Source organism: Pigmentiphaga litoralis (assembly GCF_048632615.1).
In the GTDB taxonomy this organism is placed as follows: Bacteria; Pseudomonadota; Gammaproteobacteria; order Burkholderiales; family Burkholderiaceae_B; genus Pigmentiphaga; species Pigmentiphaga litoralis_B.
Genome location: NZ_CP184480.1, coordinates 132,080 through 148,728, shown reverse-complemented (window position 1 = coordinate 148,728; position 16,649 = coordinate 132,080). Strand labels below are relative to the sequence as shown.

11 protein-coding genes and 6 pseudogenes are annotated in these 16,649 nt (G+C 59.2%); 10 read left to right on the top strand and 7 right to left on the bottom strand.

Annotation, left to right across the window (positions count from 1 at the left end; genetic code table 11):
• Positions 1-119: 119 nt before the first annotated feature.
• Both ACNANG_RS26410 and ACNANG_RS26405 read right to left on the bottom strand, forming a co-directional pair.
• Positions 120-1,069 (bottom strand): annotated as a pseudogene (locus tag ACNANG_RS26410) (cation diffusion facilitator family transporter).
• 60 nt (positions 1,070-1,129) lie between these two features.
• A pseudogene (locus tag ACNANG_RS26405) lies at positions 1,130-1,983 on the bottom strand (efflux RND transporter permease subunit); the annotation flags it as partial.
• Between the two features lie 767 nt (positions 1,984-2,750).
• Here ACNANG_RS26405 and ACNANG_RS26400 point away from each other — a divergent pair.
• The 5 genes and pseudogenes from ACNANG_RS26400 to ACNANG_RS26380 all read left to right on the top strand — a co-directional run.
• Complete coding sequence (locus ACNANG_RS26400; RefSeq protein WP_407792301.1) at positions 2,751-3,434, top strand: ZIP family metal transporter; 684 nt, start codon at positions 2,751-2,753, stop codon at positions 3,432-3,434.
• Positions 3,431-4,036, top strand: a complete 606-nt coding sequence (locus ACNANG_RS26395; RefSeq protein WP_348691020.1) for a cation transporter — start codon at positions 3,431-3,433, stop codon at positions 4,034-4,036. The genes ACNANG_RS26400 and ACNANG_RS26395 overlap by 4 nt, the downstream gene beginning before the upstream one ends.
• Positions 4,033-6,534 carry a heavy metal translocating P-type ATPase gene (locus ACNANG_RS26390; RefSeq protein ID WP_407792300.1) on the top strand — a complete coding sequence of 834 codons (2,502 nt, stop codon included), beginning with the start codon at positions 4,033-4,035 and terminating at the stop codon, positions 6,532-6,534. The genes ACNANG_RS26395 and ACNANG_RS26390 overlap by 4 nt, the downstream gene beginning before the upstream one ends.
• Before the next feature lie 58 nt (positions 6,535-6,592).
• Positions 6,593-7,968 (top strand): annotated as a pseudogene (locus ACNANG_RS26385) (IS1182 family transposase).
• Between the two features lie 64 nt (positions 7,969-8,032).
• Positions 8,033-8,811, top strand: a pseudogene (locus tag ACNANG_RS26380) (restriction endonuclease subunit R); the annotation flags it as partial.
• Between the two features lie 436 nt (positions 8,812-9,247).
• Here ACNANG_RS26380 and ACNANG_RS26375 read toward each other — a convergent pair.
• The 3 genes from ACNANG_RS26375 to ACNANG_RS26365 all read right to left on the bottom strand — a co-directional run bounded on the left by ACNANG_RS26375 (position 9,248) and on the right by ACNANG_RS26365 (position 11,489).
• Positions 9,248-10,534, bottom strand: coding sequence for an arsenic transporter (locus ACNANG_RS26375; protein ID WP_407792299.1), 1,287 nt, complete (start codon positions 10,532-10,534; stop codon positions 9,248-9,250).
• Positions 10,535-10,603: 69 nt separating this feature from the next.
• Positions 10,604-11,110: an arsenate reductase ArsC gene (locus ACNANG_RS26370; RefSeq protein ID WP_407792298.1), complete on the bottom strand. Its 507-nt coding sequence runs from the start codon at positions 11,108-11,110 to the stop codon at positions 10,604-10,606.
• Positions 11,111-11,147: 37 nt separating this feature from the next.
• Positions 11,148-11,489: an ArsR/SmtB family transcription factor gene (locus ACNANG_RS26365; protein ID WP_407792297.1), complete on the bottom strand. Its 342-nt coding sequence runs from the start codon at positions 11,487-11,489 to the stop codon at positions 11,148-11,150.
• Positions 11,490-11,564: 75 nt separating this feature from the next.
• On the opposite strand from ACNANG_RS26365, the pseudogene ACNANG_RS26360 reads away from it, so the two are divergent.
• Positions 11,565-11,684: pseudogene (locus tag ACNANG_RS26360) on the top strand (arsenate reductase); the annotation flags it as partial.
• A gap of 165 nt (positions 11,685-11,849) precedes the next feature.
• Positions 11,850-12,584, top strand: a complete 735-nt coding sequence (gene arsH / locus ACNANG_RS26355) for an arsenical resistance protein ArsH (RefSeq protein ID WP_407792296.1) — start codon at positions 11,850-11,852, stop codon at positions 12,582-12,584.
• A 42-nt stretch (positions 12,585-12,626) separates the two neighbouring features.
• Here arsH and ACNANG_RS26350 read toward each other — a convergent pair.
• Positions 12,627-13,064 (bottom strand): annotated as a pseudogene (locus ACNANG_RS26350) (arsenic resistance protein); the annotation flags it as partial.
• A gap of 237 nt (positions 13,065-13,301) precedes the next feature.
• Here ACNANG_RS26350 and ACNANG_RS26345 point away from each other — a divergent pair.
• The 3 genes from ACNANG_RS26345 (at position 13,302) to ACNANG_RS26335 (ending at position 16,030) form a co-directional block, all read left to right on the top strand.
• Positions 13,302-13,985: a heavy metal response regulator transcription factor gene (locus tag ACNANG_RS26345; protein ID WP_407792295.1), complete on the top strand. Its 684-nt coding sequence runs from the start codon at positions 13,302-13,304 to the stop codon at positions 13,983-13,985.
• Complete coding sequence (locus tag ACNANG_RS26340; RefSeq protein WP_407792294.1) at positions 13,975-15,417, top strand: heavy metal sensor histidine kinase; 1,443 nt, start codon at positions 13,975-13,977, stop codon at positions 15,415-15,417. The genes ACNANG_RS26345 and ACNANG_RS26340 overlap by 11 nt, the downstream gene beginning before the upstream one ends.
• Positions 15,418-15,574: 157 nt before the next feature.
• Positions 15,575-16,030 carry a hypothetical protein gene (locus ACNANG_RS26335; protein WP_407792293.1) on the top strand — a complete coding sequence of 152 codons (456 nt, stop codon included), beginning with the start codon at positions 15,575-15,577 and terminating at the stop codon, positions 16,028-16,030.
• Here ACNANG_RS26335 and ACNANG_RS26330 read toward each other — a convergent pair.
• Positions 15,984-16,637, bottom strand: coding sequence for an SIS domain-containing protein (locus ACNANG_RS26330; RefSeq protein WP_420227700.1), 654 nt, complete (start codon positions 16,635-16,637; stop codon positions 15,984-15,986). The two genes, ACNANG_RS26335 and ACNANG_RS26330, sit on opposite strands and share 47 nt — an antisense overlap.
• Positions 16,638-16,649: the final 12 nt, after the last annotated feature.

Genomic DNA, 16,649 nt, shown 5'->3' with positions numbered 1-16,649 from the left:
CTTCGGCAGCCAAATAGCAGGTTTCGGAGGGCGTCATACCGCTCGTTCGATAAAACCACCGCGCATAGCACTGTATGATGACCGGATCAGGATCGAGGCCTGGTTTTTTTGCATACGCGTCAATGACGATCTGGAGGTTCTGCGTTACCTGTGCCTGCTGGCAAATAGTGATGGTCCCAGGGAGCCTGTTCGCAAGGGGTTAGCTCGCACTGAACGGTGACATGACCGATGCCATACTCCTTTGCCAGAATCGCACGGATCGCAGGGAGCACCTGTTCGGTTGCGGAAGCATTTGCGTCCACCACAACGTGAACGGTCAGGCTGGTCTTGCCGCTGGTAAGTGCCCAAATGTGCAGGTCGTGTAGTGACAGTACCCCCGGCACCGTCAACAGGGTCTTCTTTACTGCGCCGAAATCGATGTCTTCGGGGACGCCTTCAAGAAGGATGTTGAGGCTGGACTTCAGTAGCACCCAGGTCCGTGGCAATACCCAAAAGCCGATCAACACCGCCACCGCGGAATCAACCCAAGTCCATCCGGTATAGCGAATGACCAGCGCGCCCACGATGACACCAAGGGAGCCCAATAAATCCGCCCAGACTTCGAGGTACGCCCCTTTGACATTCAGACTGGCATCCTTGCCGGCACTGAGTAGTCGCATACTGATCACGTTGACTATCAGCCCAATGACGGCCACGATCAACATCCCCCCGACTCGATCTGTGGCGGTGCGCTCAATCTTGCGTATGCTTCATACAGGATGTAGATCGCGACGCCGAAGAGCAAGAAAGCATTGAAAGCCGCAGCAAGTATCTCGAATCGGTAATAGCCAAAACTTCGCTTTCTGTCTGCAACCCGCTTGCCAAGATTGATGGCTAGCAATGAGATAGACAATGCTGCAACATCGGTGAACATATGCGCCGCATCTGACAGAAGCGCCAAGCTCTGTGTCAAAAGTCCACCCGCGACTTCGACGACCATGAAAAAACTGGTTAGGCAAAGGGCCAGAATCAGCGCTTTACGGCTGCTACCCGCGGCATGGTCATGCGAGTGTGCTTTTGCTGCATTCATTGCAAGTGTCTCCAGTACGGTGCCAGTAAGGTGCGATCCGATTGCGGATCGCACCCTCGGTTAGGCGATTGCGGCGTTGGCCTGCCGGTCAGCTTCACGCCGATGTACCCATCGATACAGCACAGGAAAAAGCAGCAAAGTCAGCGCCGTCGACGAGACGATCCCGCCAATAACGACGGTTGCCAAGGGTCGCTGCACCTCTGAACCCGTCCCTGTCGCCAACGCCATCGGCACAAAGCCGAGCGATGCGACAAGGGCCGTCATTAGCACGGGTCGCAATCGAGTGAGCGCGCCGGTGTGGACGGCTTCGTCCAGGCTCTTGCCTTCCTGTCTCAGTCCGCTGATGAACGAGACCATGACCAAACCGTTAAGAACGGCTACGCCAGACAGCGCAATGAACCCTACTGCTGCGGTAATGGACAACGGAATGCGCGGAGCCATAGCGCAAGGATGCCCCCGGTCAGAGCGAATGGGATGCCTGTAAACACCATCAGCCCGTCTTTCAGGTTCCCGAACATTGCGAACAACAGGACAAAGACGAGCAGCAAGGCTATGGGCACGACGAGCTTCAGCCTGGTAGTCGCCGACTCCAGCTGTTCGAAAGTACCTCCAAAGGTGCTCCAATAACCTGCGGGAATTTGCACCGAAGAAGCCATTTTCTGCTCAGCTTCGTTGACAAAAGAACCCAGATACCGACCACGGACGTTCGCCCTCACCACGACCCACCGCTTGCCATCTTCCCGACTGATCTGGTTTGGGCCAGGCGCCAAGTCGAAATTTGCGACTTCGGATAGTGGAATGAAAGACGTACCCGCATCTGCGGCAGATTTAGGCAGGGCAATGGGAATCCGCTTTAGTGCCTCGATGTCGGTGCGGACATTGTCCGGCAGACGGACGAGCACGTCGAAGCGTCGGTGGCGAGGCCACATATACCTTTCGCATCAGCAGGATCGACGAATCGATGACGGCCAAGGCTGACATCACCCGGGTAGACAAACCAGAGGCTTTCGCCTGGAGCGCAGGCGTTGCGAAGCTCCTCCTTTTTGAGGAAGCCTATGCGCTGGAAAGCGAGCCTACGTGCACCTGCATACGCCGTAGTATCCGCTTTTCGGGGCTCTTGGCCGGTCCATTGGCGACACTGGTGCGCCGCAAGCTCCAGGCCAGGCTCGTACGGTCGGATACGTGCTTGGAACGGCATCTACGGAGTTTATCGGTCCAGCAGGCTTCGAAAGGCCGAAGTACGGCTGCGCGCCACGGTGTCAAAAGTAACCGGATGCGGAGGTGTTACCATTTCATCTTGTATTCGTGCATGCTGCATTTGCTGCGGCGCTAGAGTTGAGCGGCTGTTCCCAAGAGCCCCGCAAAGGGCCTCCAACGAACATGAAATTCATGCGAATGACAGTGGTTTGCCAAACGGAATGCGAGGTCGTCACCCGTATCGTTGCGACGACAAACGGAAGATCCTGATCGACTTCAAGGATGAGGACTAACGGGCGCGATGCGAGCGTGGCACCGTTGATTCTCACTGCGCCGATGCAGGGCCTTCAGTATGTAGGCGACACGGCCAGCGCGACCCTCAAGGGCAACGAAATCAAGATTGAAGAGCCGGGGAAGCGTCCGATCCTGTGCACGAAGGAGACAAACTTGTGATCGCTCGCTCAAGTACGGAAGGGCTCTGACCTTGGCAGCCCTTAAATTCGCTCTGATTCCCATGATTGCTATCATGTTTGGGGCGCTCCTGGCCGGGTGGCGCACCCCGGGTGCGAAGCTCGTCGCAGCCATGCAGCATCTGGCAGCCGGCGTAGTGTTCGCAGCCGCTGCGACGGAGATCCTACCGCTGGTGAAGCATGGCGGTTCTCCGACTGCCACCCTGATCGGCGGCGCGCTGGGCGTTACGGTGATGCTGGGCCTCAAGGCGGCGGAAAGCCGGTTCGCGGGACCTGTCGCGCTCCTCGCTGCAATCGGGCTCGATCTTGCTATCGACGGCCTAGTTCTGGGGCTTGCTTTCATCGCGGGTGAGAAGGCGGGGACGCTGCTGGCTGTCGCACTCACTCTCGAAGTGCTCTTCCTGGCCTTGACCCTCACCAACGATCTGGCGGGCCGATATCGCAAGATGAAGGCGATCGGCTTGACGTGCATGCTGGCGCTGCTGGTCCCCATCGGCGCGTTGGTCGCGCAACCGGTAGCGCTGCTGAAGCCGGTGTGGATCACCGGGTTTCTGAGCTTCGGGCTCATGGCGCTGCTCTACCTCGTTACCGAGGAGCTGCTGGCCGAGGCGCACGAGAAGCCGGAATCACCACTTATCAGTGCAATGTTCTTCGTCGGCTTTCTCACGCTTTTGCTCGTCGAGGAGATTATGGCATGACGTCTTCAGGCCAGCGGGCGTCGGACGAGCGCCGGACATTGTGGATGGTTCTGCTCTTCAACGCGGCGATTGCCATTGGCTTCTTCGCCACCGGGTTGACGGCGGATTCTAGCGCACTCATTGCCAATGGTGTCGACAACCTCTCCGACACAGCGGTCTATGCGCTGAGCCTCGTCGCATTGAGCCACGGTCAGACCTGGAAGACCCGGGCCGCGACCGCATCCGGTGTGATGCTGCTGCTCTTTGCTGCAGGCATTCTTGTCGATGTCGGACGCCGCTATTTGCAGGGCAGCGACCCGATCGGACCGACAATGATGATCATGTCGGCGGTCGCTGGGATCGTAAATTATATCTGCCTGCGGCTGCTCCAGCGGCTGAAGCAAAAGGACGTGAATCTTCGCGCCGCCACCACTTTCAGCTTCAACGACTTCATCTCGAACGGCGGCATCCTGATTGCCGGCCTGCTGGTGCTGTGGCTCGGCACCAACTGGCCGGATCTGTTGGTCGGACTCGCGACTGCAATCATCGCGATCAAGGGCGGCATCGAAATCCTGCGCGACGCACGCGCTGAAACCAAGACCGACAAGGACGGCAAGCCATGACCGACAAGCTCGAACTCGAAGTCCCCGTCTTGCTGCCCGAAGTACCGAACGCGGCGGATGCGTGCGTTGGCCGGCTCGTTTCGACGCTCAGTGCTAAGCCCGGGGTCGATCGGGCGCATGTCGTCGCGGCGGAAGGCGCAACGCCGGCCAAGCTATGCATCCACTTCGATCCTGCGGTGCTGCCGCTGCCGCGTGTCCGCGAGATGGTGCGGGCAGCAGGCGCGGCGATCAGCGGGCGTTACGGCCATGCCGTGTGGCAGGTGCAAGGCATCAACCATGAGCGCCGCGCCCGAACGGTAGAGGATACTCTGCGCGCAGTTCCCGGCATTCTCCAGATCAATGCCAGCGCAGCCGGTACGGTCCGGGTCGAGTTCGATCGCGAACGGGTGACCGAAAGCACGGTCATCAATGCGCTAGGTGGCCTAGGGCTCAAGCGGGTCCGGCAGGTCGAGGTCGATGACCATGCCGGACACGGCCATGAGCCGGGTGGTCACGTGCATGGCGAAAAAAAGCACGGTCCGGGCGACGATCATGACCATGCCCATGCAGATTTTCTCGGTCCCAATACCGAATTGATCTTTGCGCTCGCGTGCGGTGCGCTCCTAGGGATCGGCTTTGCCATCAGTAGATTGGCCCTAGGCGTACCGGAATGGCTGCCGACTGCCTTCTACGTTGCCGCCTATGGCTTCGGCGGCTTCTTCACGCTGCGCGAAGCGATCGACAATCTCCGGTTGCGCAAGTTCGAGATTGACACGCTGATGCTGGTCGCGGCGGCCGGTGCCGCCGCGCTTGGCGAGTGGGCCGAAGGCGCACTCCTGCTGTTCCTATTCAGCCTGGGGCATGCGCTCGAGCATTATGCGATGGGCCGCGCCAAAAGGGCGATTGAGGCGCTGGCCGAGCTTGCGCCCGAAACCGCGACCGTGCGTCGCGACGGGAAGACAGTTGAAATTACGGTTGAGAAGCTGGCAATCGGCGATGTCGCCATCGTTCGCCCTAACGAACGGCTTCCCGCCGATGGCTTCATCATCAAAGGCACGAGCGCGATCAACCAGGCACCCGTCACCGGCGAGAGTATGCCGGTCGACAAGGTTCCGGTGGGCAACGTCGAGGTCGCCCGCGCCAGGCCCGATGCGGTCGATGCAGAAAGCCGCGTGTTCGCCGGCACGATCAACGGCGGAGCCGCGATCGAAATCGAGGTGACGCGGCGATCCAACGAGTCTGCGCTTGCCAAGGTCGTGAAGATGGTGAGCGAGGCGGAGACGCAGAAGTCGCCGACCCAGCGCTTCACCGACCGGTTCGAACGTATTTTCGTCCCGGCGGTGCTGATCCTCTCCGTGACATTGCTGTTCGCCTGGGTCGTGATCGACGAGCCGTTCCGCGACAGCTTCTATCGCGCGATGGCGGTATTGGTTGCGGCGAGCCCATGCGCCCTCGCCATCGCGACGCCCAGTGCGGTGCTGTCGGGCGTAGCTCGGGCAGCGCGTGGCGGTGTGCTGGTGAAAGGTGGCGCCCCACTGGAAAACCTTGGTTCGCTGAAGGCTATCGCGTTCGACAAAACCGGCACGCTGACGGAAGGGCGCCCTCGCATCACTGATGTGGTGCCCGTCAGCGGTACGAGTGAAACCGAGTTGCTCGCGCTTGCTGTGGCAGTCGAGGCCTTGAGCGATCACCCGCTCGCGCAAGCAATCGTGAAGGATGGCGGCGAGCGCTTGGGAACTGCCGAGCTGCCTGAAGCAAGCAACCTTAGAAGCCTTACAGGGCGCGGCGTAACCGCCACGGTTGATGCAGAGACCGTGTGGATCGGCAAGGTCGAGATGTTCGGCAGCGAAGGCATTCCGGCACTGGGGCATGAGGCGACGAGTGCCATTGCGCAGCTGCGCGAGGGCGGACGCACCACGATGGTCGTGCGCAAGGGCAATCGCGACTTGGGCGCGATCGGCCTGATGGACACGCCGCGCGAGGCTGCCAAGACCGCTATTCGCCGCCTGCATGAAATGGGCGTGTTGCGCATGATCATGATCTCAGGCGACCATCAGAAGGTGGCCGAGGCCATCGCCAAGGATGTCGGGATCGACGAAGCTTGGGGCGATCTCATGCCTGAGGACAAGGTCGCGGCGATCAAGAAACTTGCGGGTGAGGACAAGGTCGCCATGGTCGGTGACGGCGTCAACGACGCTCCGGCAATGGCAAGTGCGACGGTGGGTATCGCGATGGGTGCGGCGGGCTCGGACGTCGCCCTCGAAACGGCCGACGTTGCGCTGATGGCCGATGACCTGACGCATTTGCCGTTTGCGGTAGGCCTCAGCCGCCACACGCGGGGGATCATCCGCCAGAACGTGTTCGTGAGCTTGGGTATTGTCGCTTTCCTCGTGCCGGCGACAATCCTCGGTCTCGGGATCGGACCGGCGGTCGCCGTTCACGAAGGCTCGACTTTGTTGGTCGTCATCAACGCGCTGCGGCTGCTGGCCTACCGCGACCCTACGGGCAAGGCGGTATAGCTTTCGGCCTGATGGCACGCGATCCAGGCCCACCTTTTCAGCGTCACATAATTGGGGCATGCTACGCGCCCCGGCCCCACACACCAGCACGCGCTGGAAATGGTGACCCTGGAGTCACTCGTTCCGTGCGATCACTTGCTGCGCAAAATTGCCACGGTGATCGACTTCGAATTCATCCGGCCCAAAGTGGCGCACCTCTATTGTTCGGACAATGGGCGCCCGGCGCTCAATCCGGTGGTGTTGTTCAAGCTGCTGTTCATCGGCTACCTGTTCGGAATCCGGAGCGAGCGGCAGTTGATGCGGGAAGTGCAGGTCAACGTGGCGTACCGGTGGTTCCTGGATCTGCGACTGACCGACAAGGTCCCTGATGCCTCGACGCTGTAGGTGAACCGGCGCAGGCGGTTTGCCGACAGCACGATCTATCAGGAAATTTTCGATGAGATTCTGATGCAGGCGATGGGCCGTGGCATGGTGGGCGGCAAGGTGCTGTACACCGACAGCACGCATTTGAAGGCCAGCGCCAACAAGAGCAAGTTTGACGTAGTGCAGGTCGAGCAGAAGCCGTCGGAGTACCTGGCCGCGCTGGATGCCGCGGTCGAAGAGGACCGGGCCGCTCATGGCAAGAAGCCTTTGCCCAAGAAAAAAGACGATGACGACGCGGCGCCTCCGACCCAGGAAAAGAAGGTCAGCCGTACCAATCCAGACAGTGACTACATGGTGCGAGAAGGCAAGCCCAAAGGGTTCTTCTATCTCGACCACCGCACGGTCGATGCCAAACACAACATCATTCCCGACACCCATGTGACGGCGATCGTGCACGACAGCCAGCCCTACTTGAGCCGGCTCGATCGACGACGTGAGCGGTTCGGGTTCGATGTGAAATGGGTGGGACTCGATGCCGGCTACTACACGCCTGCGGTGTGTCATGGACTTGAGCAACGCAGCATCCTGGGCGTGATGGGCCATCGTCGGCCGAACCACCACGACGGGTATTTCTACAAACGCCAATACCACTACGACGCGATTACCGATAGCTATAGCTGCCCGCAGGGCCAGGTCATCCCCTACAAGACAACCAACCGGATTGGCTACCGCGAGTACCACTCGGATAAAGCCGCCTGCGGTGGCTGCGTTGAGCGTGCTCAATGCACGCGAAGCGCCAACCACACCAAGGTGATCGTGCGACACGTGTGGGACGATGCCAAGCAATTGCACGGCCATCGTTATGCCCGCATGCGAGGAATGGCGAAGGTACGCCAGCAATGCCTGTTGGCCGCTGCCGCGCAGAACATGAAGAAGATCGCCCTGGTGCTTGCGCGCCTTTTATTGCGCTCAGCGTCGCTTCGTAATAGTTTGAGCGACTCGTGGCGCTCATTCTTGAGCATGATCATCAAAAACGCGGGCGTCAGCGACGACCAATTAATCTTCGCCTGAAACGCTTGGTCCAGAAGAACAAAACCCCCTGTTCTGGAAAACAGGGAGTTGTTCAGCAGTCTGGGACGGCAAGGCCGTCTACCTATCCGAAGCCTTCAAGGCGCTGTGGGACCGCATCAAGCACCAGACGACCTACCGCGTGCAGTTCGACAACGCCAAACGGTAAGGCCGGCGTACAGGCTACCGAGACGAGCGTATTGGCACCAGTGGTGCGCAATGAGACCGACATAGAGCTGCCGGACTCGTTGACCGACTTGCAGGATCGCACACAGCTCACCCGCCGCAGCATCATTACCATCCTAACCAAGAGCGGCCGGCTGGACGACTTCGAGCGCAACCCGCAGCAAATCATCGAGCAGACCGCGGAAATCATCAACCGCTGCAAGCGCCTGGCATTGGGGGACGGCCTCAGGTATCAAAAGATAGGCGATGAGCACTTCTACGAGCTGTTCGAAGGACAAGCTGACGGGCTACCTGCGCAACATGCTGCAAGTTACCAAACGGTCGATCCATGAGCACGTCATCTACGACTCGACCACCGAACGCGACTTCGCATAAGCGTTGGAAAAGAACGAGGGCGTGGTGTTCTAAGCCAAGCTACCCAGCTGGTTTAAGGTGCCTGCGCCGCTGGGGCCATACAATCCGGACTGGGCCATCCTGTTCGACCAGGACGACGCGCAGCGGCTGTATTTCGTCGTCGAGACCAAGAGCAGCCTGCTTACCGACGACCTGCGCAGCAAGGCAGACGCGAAGATGCCGTGCGGGGAGGCTCACTTCGCCGCACTACCGTCCGGGGAGAACCCGGCGCGCTACGTCCGTGCCACGTCGTTTGGCGATGTGCTGAAGTGTCGACGATGTGTTAACAACGTGCATTGGCACGCGGCTACAAAGAAAGACCCGCGATCAATCGGTGCCATACAGGCGATGTAATGAAGGAATTTGAGGCGCTAGCTCAGAACGGCGCGTAGGGTGATGTGTACAGAGGGTTCTTCTTTCGCAAGGTGCGAGCAACGAAAATCGCGCACCGAAAACATGTGGTGCCAATCAACTCAATCATCGACGTCCAGACAGAGACGGCGGCCGACTACATGCACTTGCGCGAGACGTGCACGAGACAGGGCGCCGGTGCGGTGCAAGCTATTCGGCAGTCTCGTGTGAAAGTAACTTGTACATCTCTCCCTACCGCACATCCTTGAGCAGCATGTACGGTACTTTTGCCAAGGCCCCATGCTTCTGTTATTGCGTCTGGGTGGTCACCGGTCCGGGGGGTACGCTTTGCTCAGAACAAGGACAATCGCGCGGCCAATGCCAAAAGTGTCACGAGCAATACTGGAGTGGTCAGAACGACACCTACTTTGAAGTAGTAGGCCCAACTGATGCGGATCTGCTTGCGCGAAAGCACGTGCAGCCAGAGCAGCGTCGCCAGACTGCCGATGGGCGTGATCTTGGGGCCGAGGTCGCTGCCGATTACATTGGCGTACACCATCGCTTCTTTGATGACACCACTGGCTTGACTGGCATCGATGGACAACGCGCCGATCAGGACGGTGGGCATGTTGTTCATGATCGAGGACAGCATCGCGGCAACGACGCCGGTACCAATGGTTGCGGTCCACAACCCCTGCCTTGCGAGCCAGGAAAGTGCTTGTGCCAGTGCATCGGTCAGGCCCGCATTGCGCAGTCCATACACCACCAGGTACATGCCTAGCGAAAAGATCACGATCTGCCACGGTGCGCCGCGCAAGACCTTTCGTGTATCGATCACGTGGCCGCGCGCCGCAACGGCAAGAAGGATTGCCGCGCCCACCGCGGCGACCGCGCTGACAGGCACACCCAATGGCTCCAGGCCGAAGAAGCCGACCAACAGCAGGCCCAGCACCCCCCAGCCGGCGCCAAAGGTCGCACGGTCGCGAATGGCTTTGGAAGGAACCGCCAGTTGCGTGGCGTCATACCGTACCGGGATCGACGACCGGAAGTAGAGGAACAACCCAACCAGTGTTGCCAGAACCGAAACGACGTTGACCGGCGCCATGACCGATGCATACCGGTTGAACCCGATGCCGAAAAAATCGGCAGACACGATGTTCACCAGGTTGGACACGACCAGCGGCAGACTTGCCGTGTCGGCAATGAAGCCTGCCGCCATCACGAAGGCCAGCGTGGCTGCGGCCGAGAAGCCGAGCGCCGACAGCATGGCGATGACGATCGGTGTCAGGATCAGCGCCGCGCCGTCATTGGCAAACAGCGCGCTGACGGCCGCCCCCAGCAGCACGATCAGCGCGAACAATGCCGTGCCGCGGCCCTTGCCCCAGCGCGCCACGTGCAGAGCGGCCCATTCGAAGAAGCCCGCTTCGTCCAGCAACAGGCTGATGATGATGACGGCGATGAAAGTGGCTGTGGCGTTCCAGACGATGTCCCAAACGACCGGAATGTCGGATAGCTGGATGACGCCGCACAGCAGCGCAATGATCGCGCCGCCAAGTGCGCTCCAGCCGATGCCAAGGCCGCGGGGCTGCCAGATGACAAGGACAAGCGTGGCTACAAATATGGCGAAGGCAAGGATCATTGGGGCAGCAAGATTAGAGAATCAACACAAAAAAGGGGCCAACCGGCCCCTTTTCAGAACAAGCGGCAATCAGGCGTCGACCGGCCGCTCGCCAATTGCAGCCAGCTCCCGTCTTATCGCCGTTTTGTCGAGCGTGGCTACCGGGAGGTTGACGAAGATCTTGATGCGATTCGCAATCTGCTTGAACACCTTGTCGAACGCGCGCTGCTTTTCGGCATCGGTGCCCTGAACCGCAGCAGGGTCTTCGAATCCCCAATGTGCGGAAATGGGCTGGCCTGGCCAGATGGGGCAGACTTCGCCCGCAGCGTTGTCGCACACGGTGATGATGAAATCCATTTTCGGCGCGTCTGGAGCTGCGAACTCGTCCCAGCTTTTGCTGCGTAGCGCGTCAGTCGCGTAGCCGGTAATACGGGCTTTATCAGCCGCCAGAGGATTGACCTCACCACCCGGGTGACTTCCGGCACTGAAGCCTTTGAATCGACCTTCCCCCAGGGTGCTGACGAGAGCTTCAGCCATGATGCTGCGCGCCGAATTGCCCGTGCAGAGGAAGAGAACGTTGTAAACCTTGTCGGTCATGCGAGTTCCTTGGATCCGTGGTGAGTGACAGGACAGTTCAATCCTGGGGCGTGTTTTGGATGTCGCAACACTGTTCCGCAACTGGCATGCAGGGGTTGCCGCCACAACAGTTCTCGGTCAGAAATCCAATTAAGTCATTCATGGTCTGGTACTTCGCGGCATAGATGACGAAGCGTCCTTCTTGCCGAGACTCCAACAGATCGGCATGCACCAGCTCTTTGAGGTGGAACGAGAGGGACGATGGCGGCATGCGTGCCAATTCGGCCAGCTTGCCGGCGGGCAGTCCAGCCGGACCGGCCTCGATAAGCATGCGATAGACGAGAAGGCGCGACTCGTTGCCGATAGCGGTGAGCGCCCTGGCTGCTGTTTTCATTTCCATATTTCTAGTATATTCGAATCAATGATCAATGAGGCAAGCAAAAAATGTCGTCCACTATGATTTACCACAACCCATTTCGTCGTCACATCGAACGGCGTGTGCCTGAGCAGGCCCTCGGAAAAGGTTCTCGAAATCCTTCCCGCGGCGCATCGTTGCGCGTTCACCAAGGAAGACGGGCAGCCTGTCATTGACGCGAAGGCAGGCGTATCGGCTGAGCCGTGTCTGGTCATGCAGGGTAGCGCCGAGGCGCCTATCCCGTGCGCGCCCTTTTTATCATTCCGCAGTACAGCGTGGACGGTCAGTCCAGCGCAACCTGCCGGGTAAGCGGTACATTCCGAAATGTTGAACCTGGTACCCACTATGAAAAGCGTCACATCAGACCTGACAATGCCCGCGCTGAAAGAAGCGCTGCTCACGGCGCCAACGCTGCAAGACCTGCAGTTGGCGCAGGGTTCCCAACACGCACCGCGCATACTGCTGCTTTACGGGTCGTTGCGAGAGCGCTCCTTCAGCCGATTGCTTGTCGAAGAAGCCGCAAGGATCTTGACCCACCTTGGCGCCGATGTTCGTATCTACGACCCTGCCGGTCTGCCGCAACCCGACAGCGTGCCAGGCGACCATCCGAAGGTGGCCGAGTTGCGAGCGCTGTCGCTATGGTCAGAAGGCCAGGTGTGGTGCAGCCCGGAACGGCATGGCACCCTCACCGGCATATTCAAGAGCCAGATCGACTGGCTGCCGCTGGAGGCAGGAAGTGTGCGGCCGACGCAAGGCCGGACGTTGGCCGTCATGCAGGTGTCGGGGGGCTCGCAGTCGTTCAATGCCGTCAATGCACTGCGTGTGCTGGGTCGCTGGATGAGGATGGTCACGATCCCCAATCAGTCGTCGGTCGCAAAGGCATTTCAAGAGTTCGATGACAGCGGCCGTATGAAGCCTTCCGCGTATTACGACCGCGTGGTCGATGTCATGGAAGAGCTGGTTAAGTTCACCCTGCTGATTCGAGACCGGAGCGAGTACCTCACCGACCGATACAGCGAACGCAAAGGCATCGCTGCCGAGAACGCCAGACTTGCTGATCAAGCGATGCGTTCAAGGTAGTCATCGAACTGGAGGCCTCTCTTGACCAAGTCGAGCAAGCACTCAAACGTACACCAGCTCGCTAAACAGCTCCACCAGTGTCTGCGTCATGATGACCGCAGGCAGCACTGGAATGGCTCCCGGCACCGCGAGCGCCACGGCAGTACCACCAATGCGTTGCGGTTCCGGCGCTGAATGCAACTGACCGTCCTGCGGTCGCGCTCAGGCCAAGAACCTGCGCAAACCGTGAGTAGGACAAGATCTGTCGCGGGCGCACTGACAAAAGGCCAAGCATGCCTGCAAGTTTGCTGGCTCGGGCTGCGGCTGGCCAGCACATGCATTACGCACAGGCAAGTGCGAGAGGGACCGCGATCAACCACACAAACGCATGCAGGAACGGACTTGCCTGAACCAGACGGGCGGCTTCATCGCCAAGAAAGATTGTCAGATACCCGGGCAACAAATCATCTGAGCGATCAGCAGAACCGGCGTCGCCGCAAGCCCGTGACCGCAGGCTGAGCAATAACCCCAGCCTGCGGTCACTTCTTTCAATCAAGGCAGCGAGAAGTGCGCCTAGAAACCTTTGGCGTCCAATAAAAAAAACGAGCCAAGATGCCGCTATAGGAAGCGGACATTACACAGTTGTCATGTCAGCGTAATTTGCCAGTATGGTGCACCTCGCTACTATGGTGATCAGAAATCCGTCTGTGGCGGCTGTACGTGAACCAGGGAATAAAGATGAAACTTCTCATCGTTGAAGACGAAGTGAAAACAGGAGATTATTTACGTCAGGGACTCGTCGAGTCGGGATTTGTTGTCGACATTGCGCGCACGGGATTGGATGGTCATCACCTGGCGTCGAGCGAGCGCTATGACCTGATCATCCTGGACATCATGCTGCCGGATGTCGACGGCTGGAGAATCCTGAAAGGGCTACGCGCCGCCGGCTCGATGACGCCCGTTATGTTCTTGACTGCGCGCGACAGCGTCGACGACCGGGTCAAGGGTCTGGAACTGGGTGCCGATGATTATCTGATCAAGCCATTCGCCTTTTCCGAGTTGCTGGCTCGCGTCAGGACGCTGTTGCGACGAGGCACCGCGCCGGTGGCTTTGGACAAGCTGGAGGTCGCGAATCTGATACTCGACCTCTCTCGGCGACAAGCGCTCAGGAATGGAGTCAGGATCGGCCTTACCAACAAGGAGTTTTCCCTTTTGGAGCTTCTGGTCCGGCGCCAGGGAGAGATCCTCACACGTTCGTTGATCGCCTCGCAGGTTTGGGATATGAACTTCGACAGTGACACGAACGTCATCGATGTATCCATCCGTCGGCTACGCGTAAAGATCGACGATGGCTACGAGCCAAAGCTGATCCACACCGTCCGAGGCATGGGGTACATGCTGGATGCGCCCAATGGCGACTAGCCTCGCCGCACGCCGGCCCATCTCGCTCGTGCTGAGACTCACGATTGCCATCAGCGCGGCCGTAACCGTTATTTTTTTCGCGCTCGGTATTGTGATCGAGCGTTCCATCGACCGGCACTTCGCCGAGCAGGATGCAGACGAACTGAACGCGGTCGTCAGTGCCATTCATCAACGCCTGAACCAGTTGCCTGAAACGGCGCCGCCAGACATTTCGGCCGCGGCAATTTCTCAGACCGTGGCGGGCCACCATGGCGCTTTCCTGTTCAACGTGGTCGACGCCAAAGGCCGACTCCGCTATGGCAGTCCGGGCACTGACCTGAGCAGGCTGTTCTCCCCTGACTTGCGTGACTCAACGGTGAACGAAGATGCGCTGGTCAATTGGCTGGAAGGGAGGGATCGCTTCCGCGGAGCCGCGGTACGCGTTCGAACCGGTGCCAAAACCAGCGCGGCAGACTGGCGGATAGCCGTCGCAATCAACATGAATTCGCAGTCAATGTACCTCGACAGATTTCGTCAGATCCTGTGGTTGACCACAGCCATTGCCTGCCTCTTCGCCATCCTTTTCACCTGGGCGGCGACCTACTACGGCATCGCACCGATCCGTCATATCACCCGAAAGATTCGCGGCATCACCTCCGATCGACTCGATGTGCGGCTCGAGCCGCAGGCTTTCCCCGTCGAACTGGTGCCCCTGGCCACGTCGTTCAACGACATGCTCGAACGGATCGGAGACGGATTCAGCCGCCTATCCAATTTTTCCGCAGACATCGCCCACGAACTGCGCACACCCATTACCAACCTGACCACACAGACCCAGGTTGCGCTTGCGCAGGCGCGAACCGACGCGCAGTACCGAGAAATTCTGTATTCGAACCAGGAAGAGTTCGATCGCATGAGCAAGATGGTCGGTGACATGCTTTTCCTGGCACGAGCCGACAATACGCTCGGGGACAAGGAGGTTGCCGTGCTTGAAGCGCGAGCCGAAGTAGAAGCGCTGTTCGAGTTCTTCGAGGCACTCGCCGAGGAGCGGTCCATTGCGTTGCGCGTCAGTGGTGGACCAATCACTGTGTCGGCAAATCAACTGATGCTCAGGCGCGCGCTGAGCAATCTGCTTTCGAACGCGATACGCCACACCTTGGCCGGGCATGCCGTCACAGTGAACCTCACGAGCCAGGGGACATGGTGCAAGATCAGCGTCACCAACCCCGGGATCGACATTCCCCCCGAGCACTTGCCGAAAATTTTTGATCGGTTCTACCGCGTGGACCCTTCACGACAACGCAACGGCGACGGCAGCGGCCTCGGACTGGCGATCGTCAAGTCCATAGTGGACGCCCATGGTGGGCAGGTCACGGCGAGGTCGTCGGGAGGGCTCACGGAAGTCGAGATCAGGTTGCCCTTGCCTGATGAGGCGAGCACCGTGGGAACATGAACGAAACGCTCATGTTCTCGTCAGATAGATGACGCATTTGTCATCGCAACGCCATGTTCCTGTACGCGCTGGATTCTTATAGTTGATACCAAGGCTTCAGCTTCACAGCGCCTCGAAAACTGCGAATGCCGCAGTGTCAACTTCAGGAGATCCAATCATGAATCGCACCATCGCCATCGCCCTGCTCGCCTTCGTTGGAAGTATGTCCGCCGCTGTCGCCGCCGACACCGCAAGAAACGGCACAGAGCAGAAAATGTCCCGCCCCACATCAAGCAATGCGGCGGCCAGCACCGACGGTTGGACGCTGGTCAACAACGAATGGCAACGGTCCCCTCATTCAGTAGTGAAAGCCGACGGAAAGTGGGTTCACAACGACAAACTGCCCCATGGCTCGATCAAGCCTGCAACATCGCGCGGTTCCTCGCAGGGAGAAATGGAAGCCTCTGACGGCTGGGTGTTCAGCAACGGCGAGTGGTCGTCGCCGGACCACTCGCTCGAGCGTCAAGGCGGGACATGGGTACACACGGACAATTTGAGCCACGATACGCGCCCCGTCACGCCCGTCTTCACTGCGGAACAATTGAAGCTGCAAAAAGAGCTGTACCAGAATTGATGTTCCCATCCTGCGAAAAATGCAGTTCTATCAATTCCAGCAAGATGTGAATCACCTTGATGTGCAGCTCCTGGACCCGGTCTGCGTACTTCCCACCCGGGGTGGAGATGCACACGGTGCTTAAGGCTTCCAGCGCAGTACCGTTACGGCCCGTCAGAACTATGACGTCCAGTCCCAGGTCTTTTGCGACCTGGGCTGCCCTCACGACGTTTGCGCTGGTGCCACTGGTGCTGATGGCAAACAGACAGTCATCTTTGCGACCGTGACTTTCGATGTATCGAGAAAAGATCTGGTCGTAGCCAAAATCATTCCCCACGCATGTGATATGCCCGACGTCGCTGATGGCTTGAGCGGCAAAGCCACGTCTGGTGTCCCTGAAACGTCCGGTCAATTCTTCTGCAAAGTGCATGGCGTCACTCATTGAGCCCCCATTGCCGCACGCGTAAATGCAGCCACCTCGATGCAATGCAGCCACCATGACTGCAGCTGCGGAAGCAATCGCCAAGAGCGCAGCCTCATTTTTCAACAATTGGCCGAGCATGGTTTGTGCCTCTGCAAGTGCGGTGACAATCGTTTCCCTTGCAGCGGTGTGTTGTTCGTCTGTCATGCAATCCATCCA

Excerpts from the sequence above, each read along its gene's own strand:
- arsH (WP_407792296.1), top strand. The coding sequence starts at position 11,850 with ATGAAAAGCGTCACATCAGACCTGACAATGCCCGCGCTGAAAGAAGCG.
- ACNANG_RS26375 (WP_407792299.1), bottom strand. The coding sequence starts at position 10,534 with ATGATCCTTGCCTTCGCCATATTTGTAGCCACGCTTGTCCTTGTCATC.
- ACNANG_RS26335 (WP_407792293.1), top strand. The coding sequence starts at position 15,575 with ATGAATCGCACCATCGCCATCGCCCTGCTCGCCTTCGTTGGAAGTATG.
- ACNANG_RS26370 (WP_407792298.1), bottom strand. The coding sequence starts at position 11,110 with ATGACCGACAAGGTTTACAACGTTCTCTTCCTCTGCACGGGCAATTCG.
- ACNANG_RS26340 (WP_407792294.1), top strand. The coding sequence starts at position 13,975 with ATGGCGACTAGCCTCGCCGCACGCCGGCCCATCTCGCTCGTGCTGAGA.
- ACNANG_RS26390 (WP_407792300.1), top strand. The coding sequence starts at position 4,033 with ATGACCGACAAGCTCGAACTCGAAGTCCCCGTCTTGCTGCCCGAAGTA.
- ACNANG_RS26330 (WP_420227700.1), bottom strand. The coding sequence starts at position 16,637 with ATGACAGACGAACAACACACCGCTGCAAGGGAAACGATTGTCACCGCA.
- ACNANG_RS26345 (WP_407792295.1), top strand. The coding sequence starts at position 13,302 with ATGAAACTTCTCATCGTTGAAGACGAAGTGAAAACAGGAGATTATTTA.
- ACNANG_RS26365 (WP_407792297.1), bottom strand. The coding sequence starts at position 11,489 with ATGGAAATGAAAACAGCAGCCAGGGCGCTCACCGCTATCGGCAACGAG.
- ACNANG_RS26395 (WP_348691020.1), top strand. The coding sequence starts at position 3,431 with ATGACGTCTTCAGGCCAGCGGGCGTCGGACGAGCGCCGGACATTGTGG.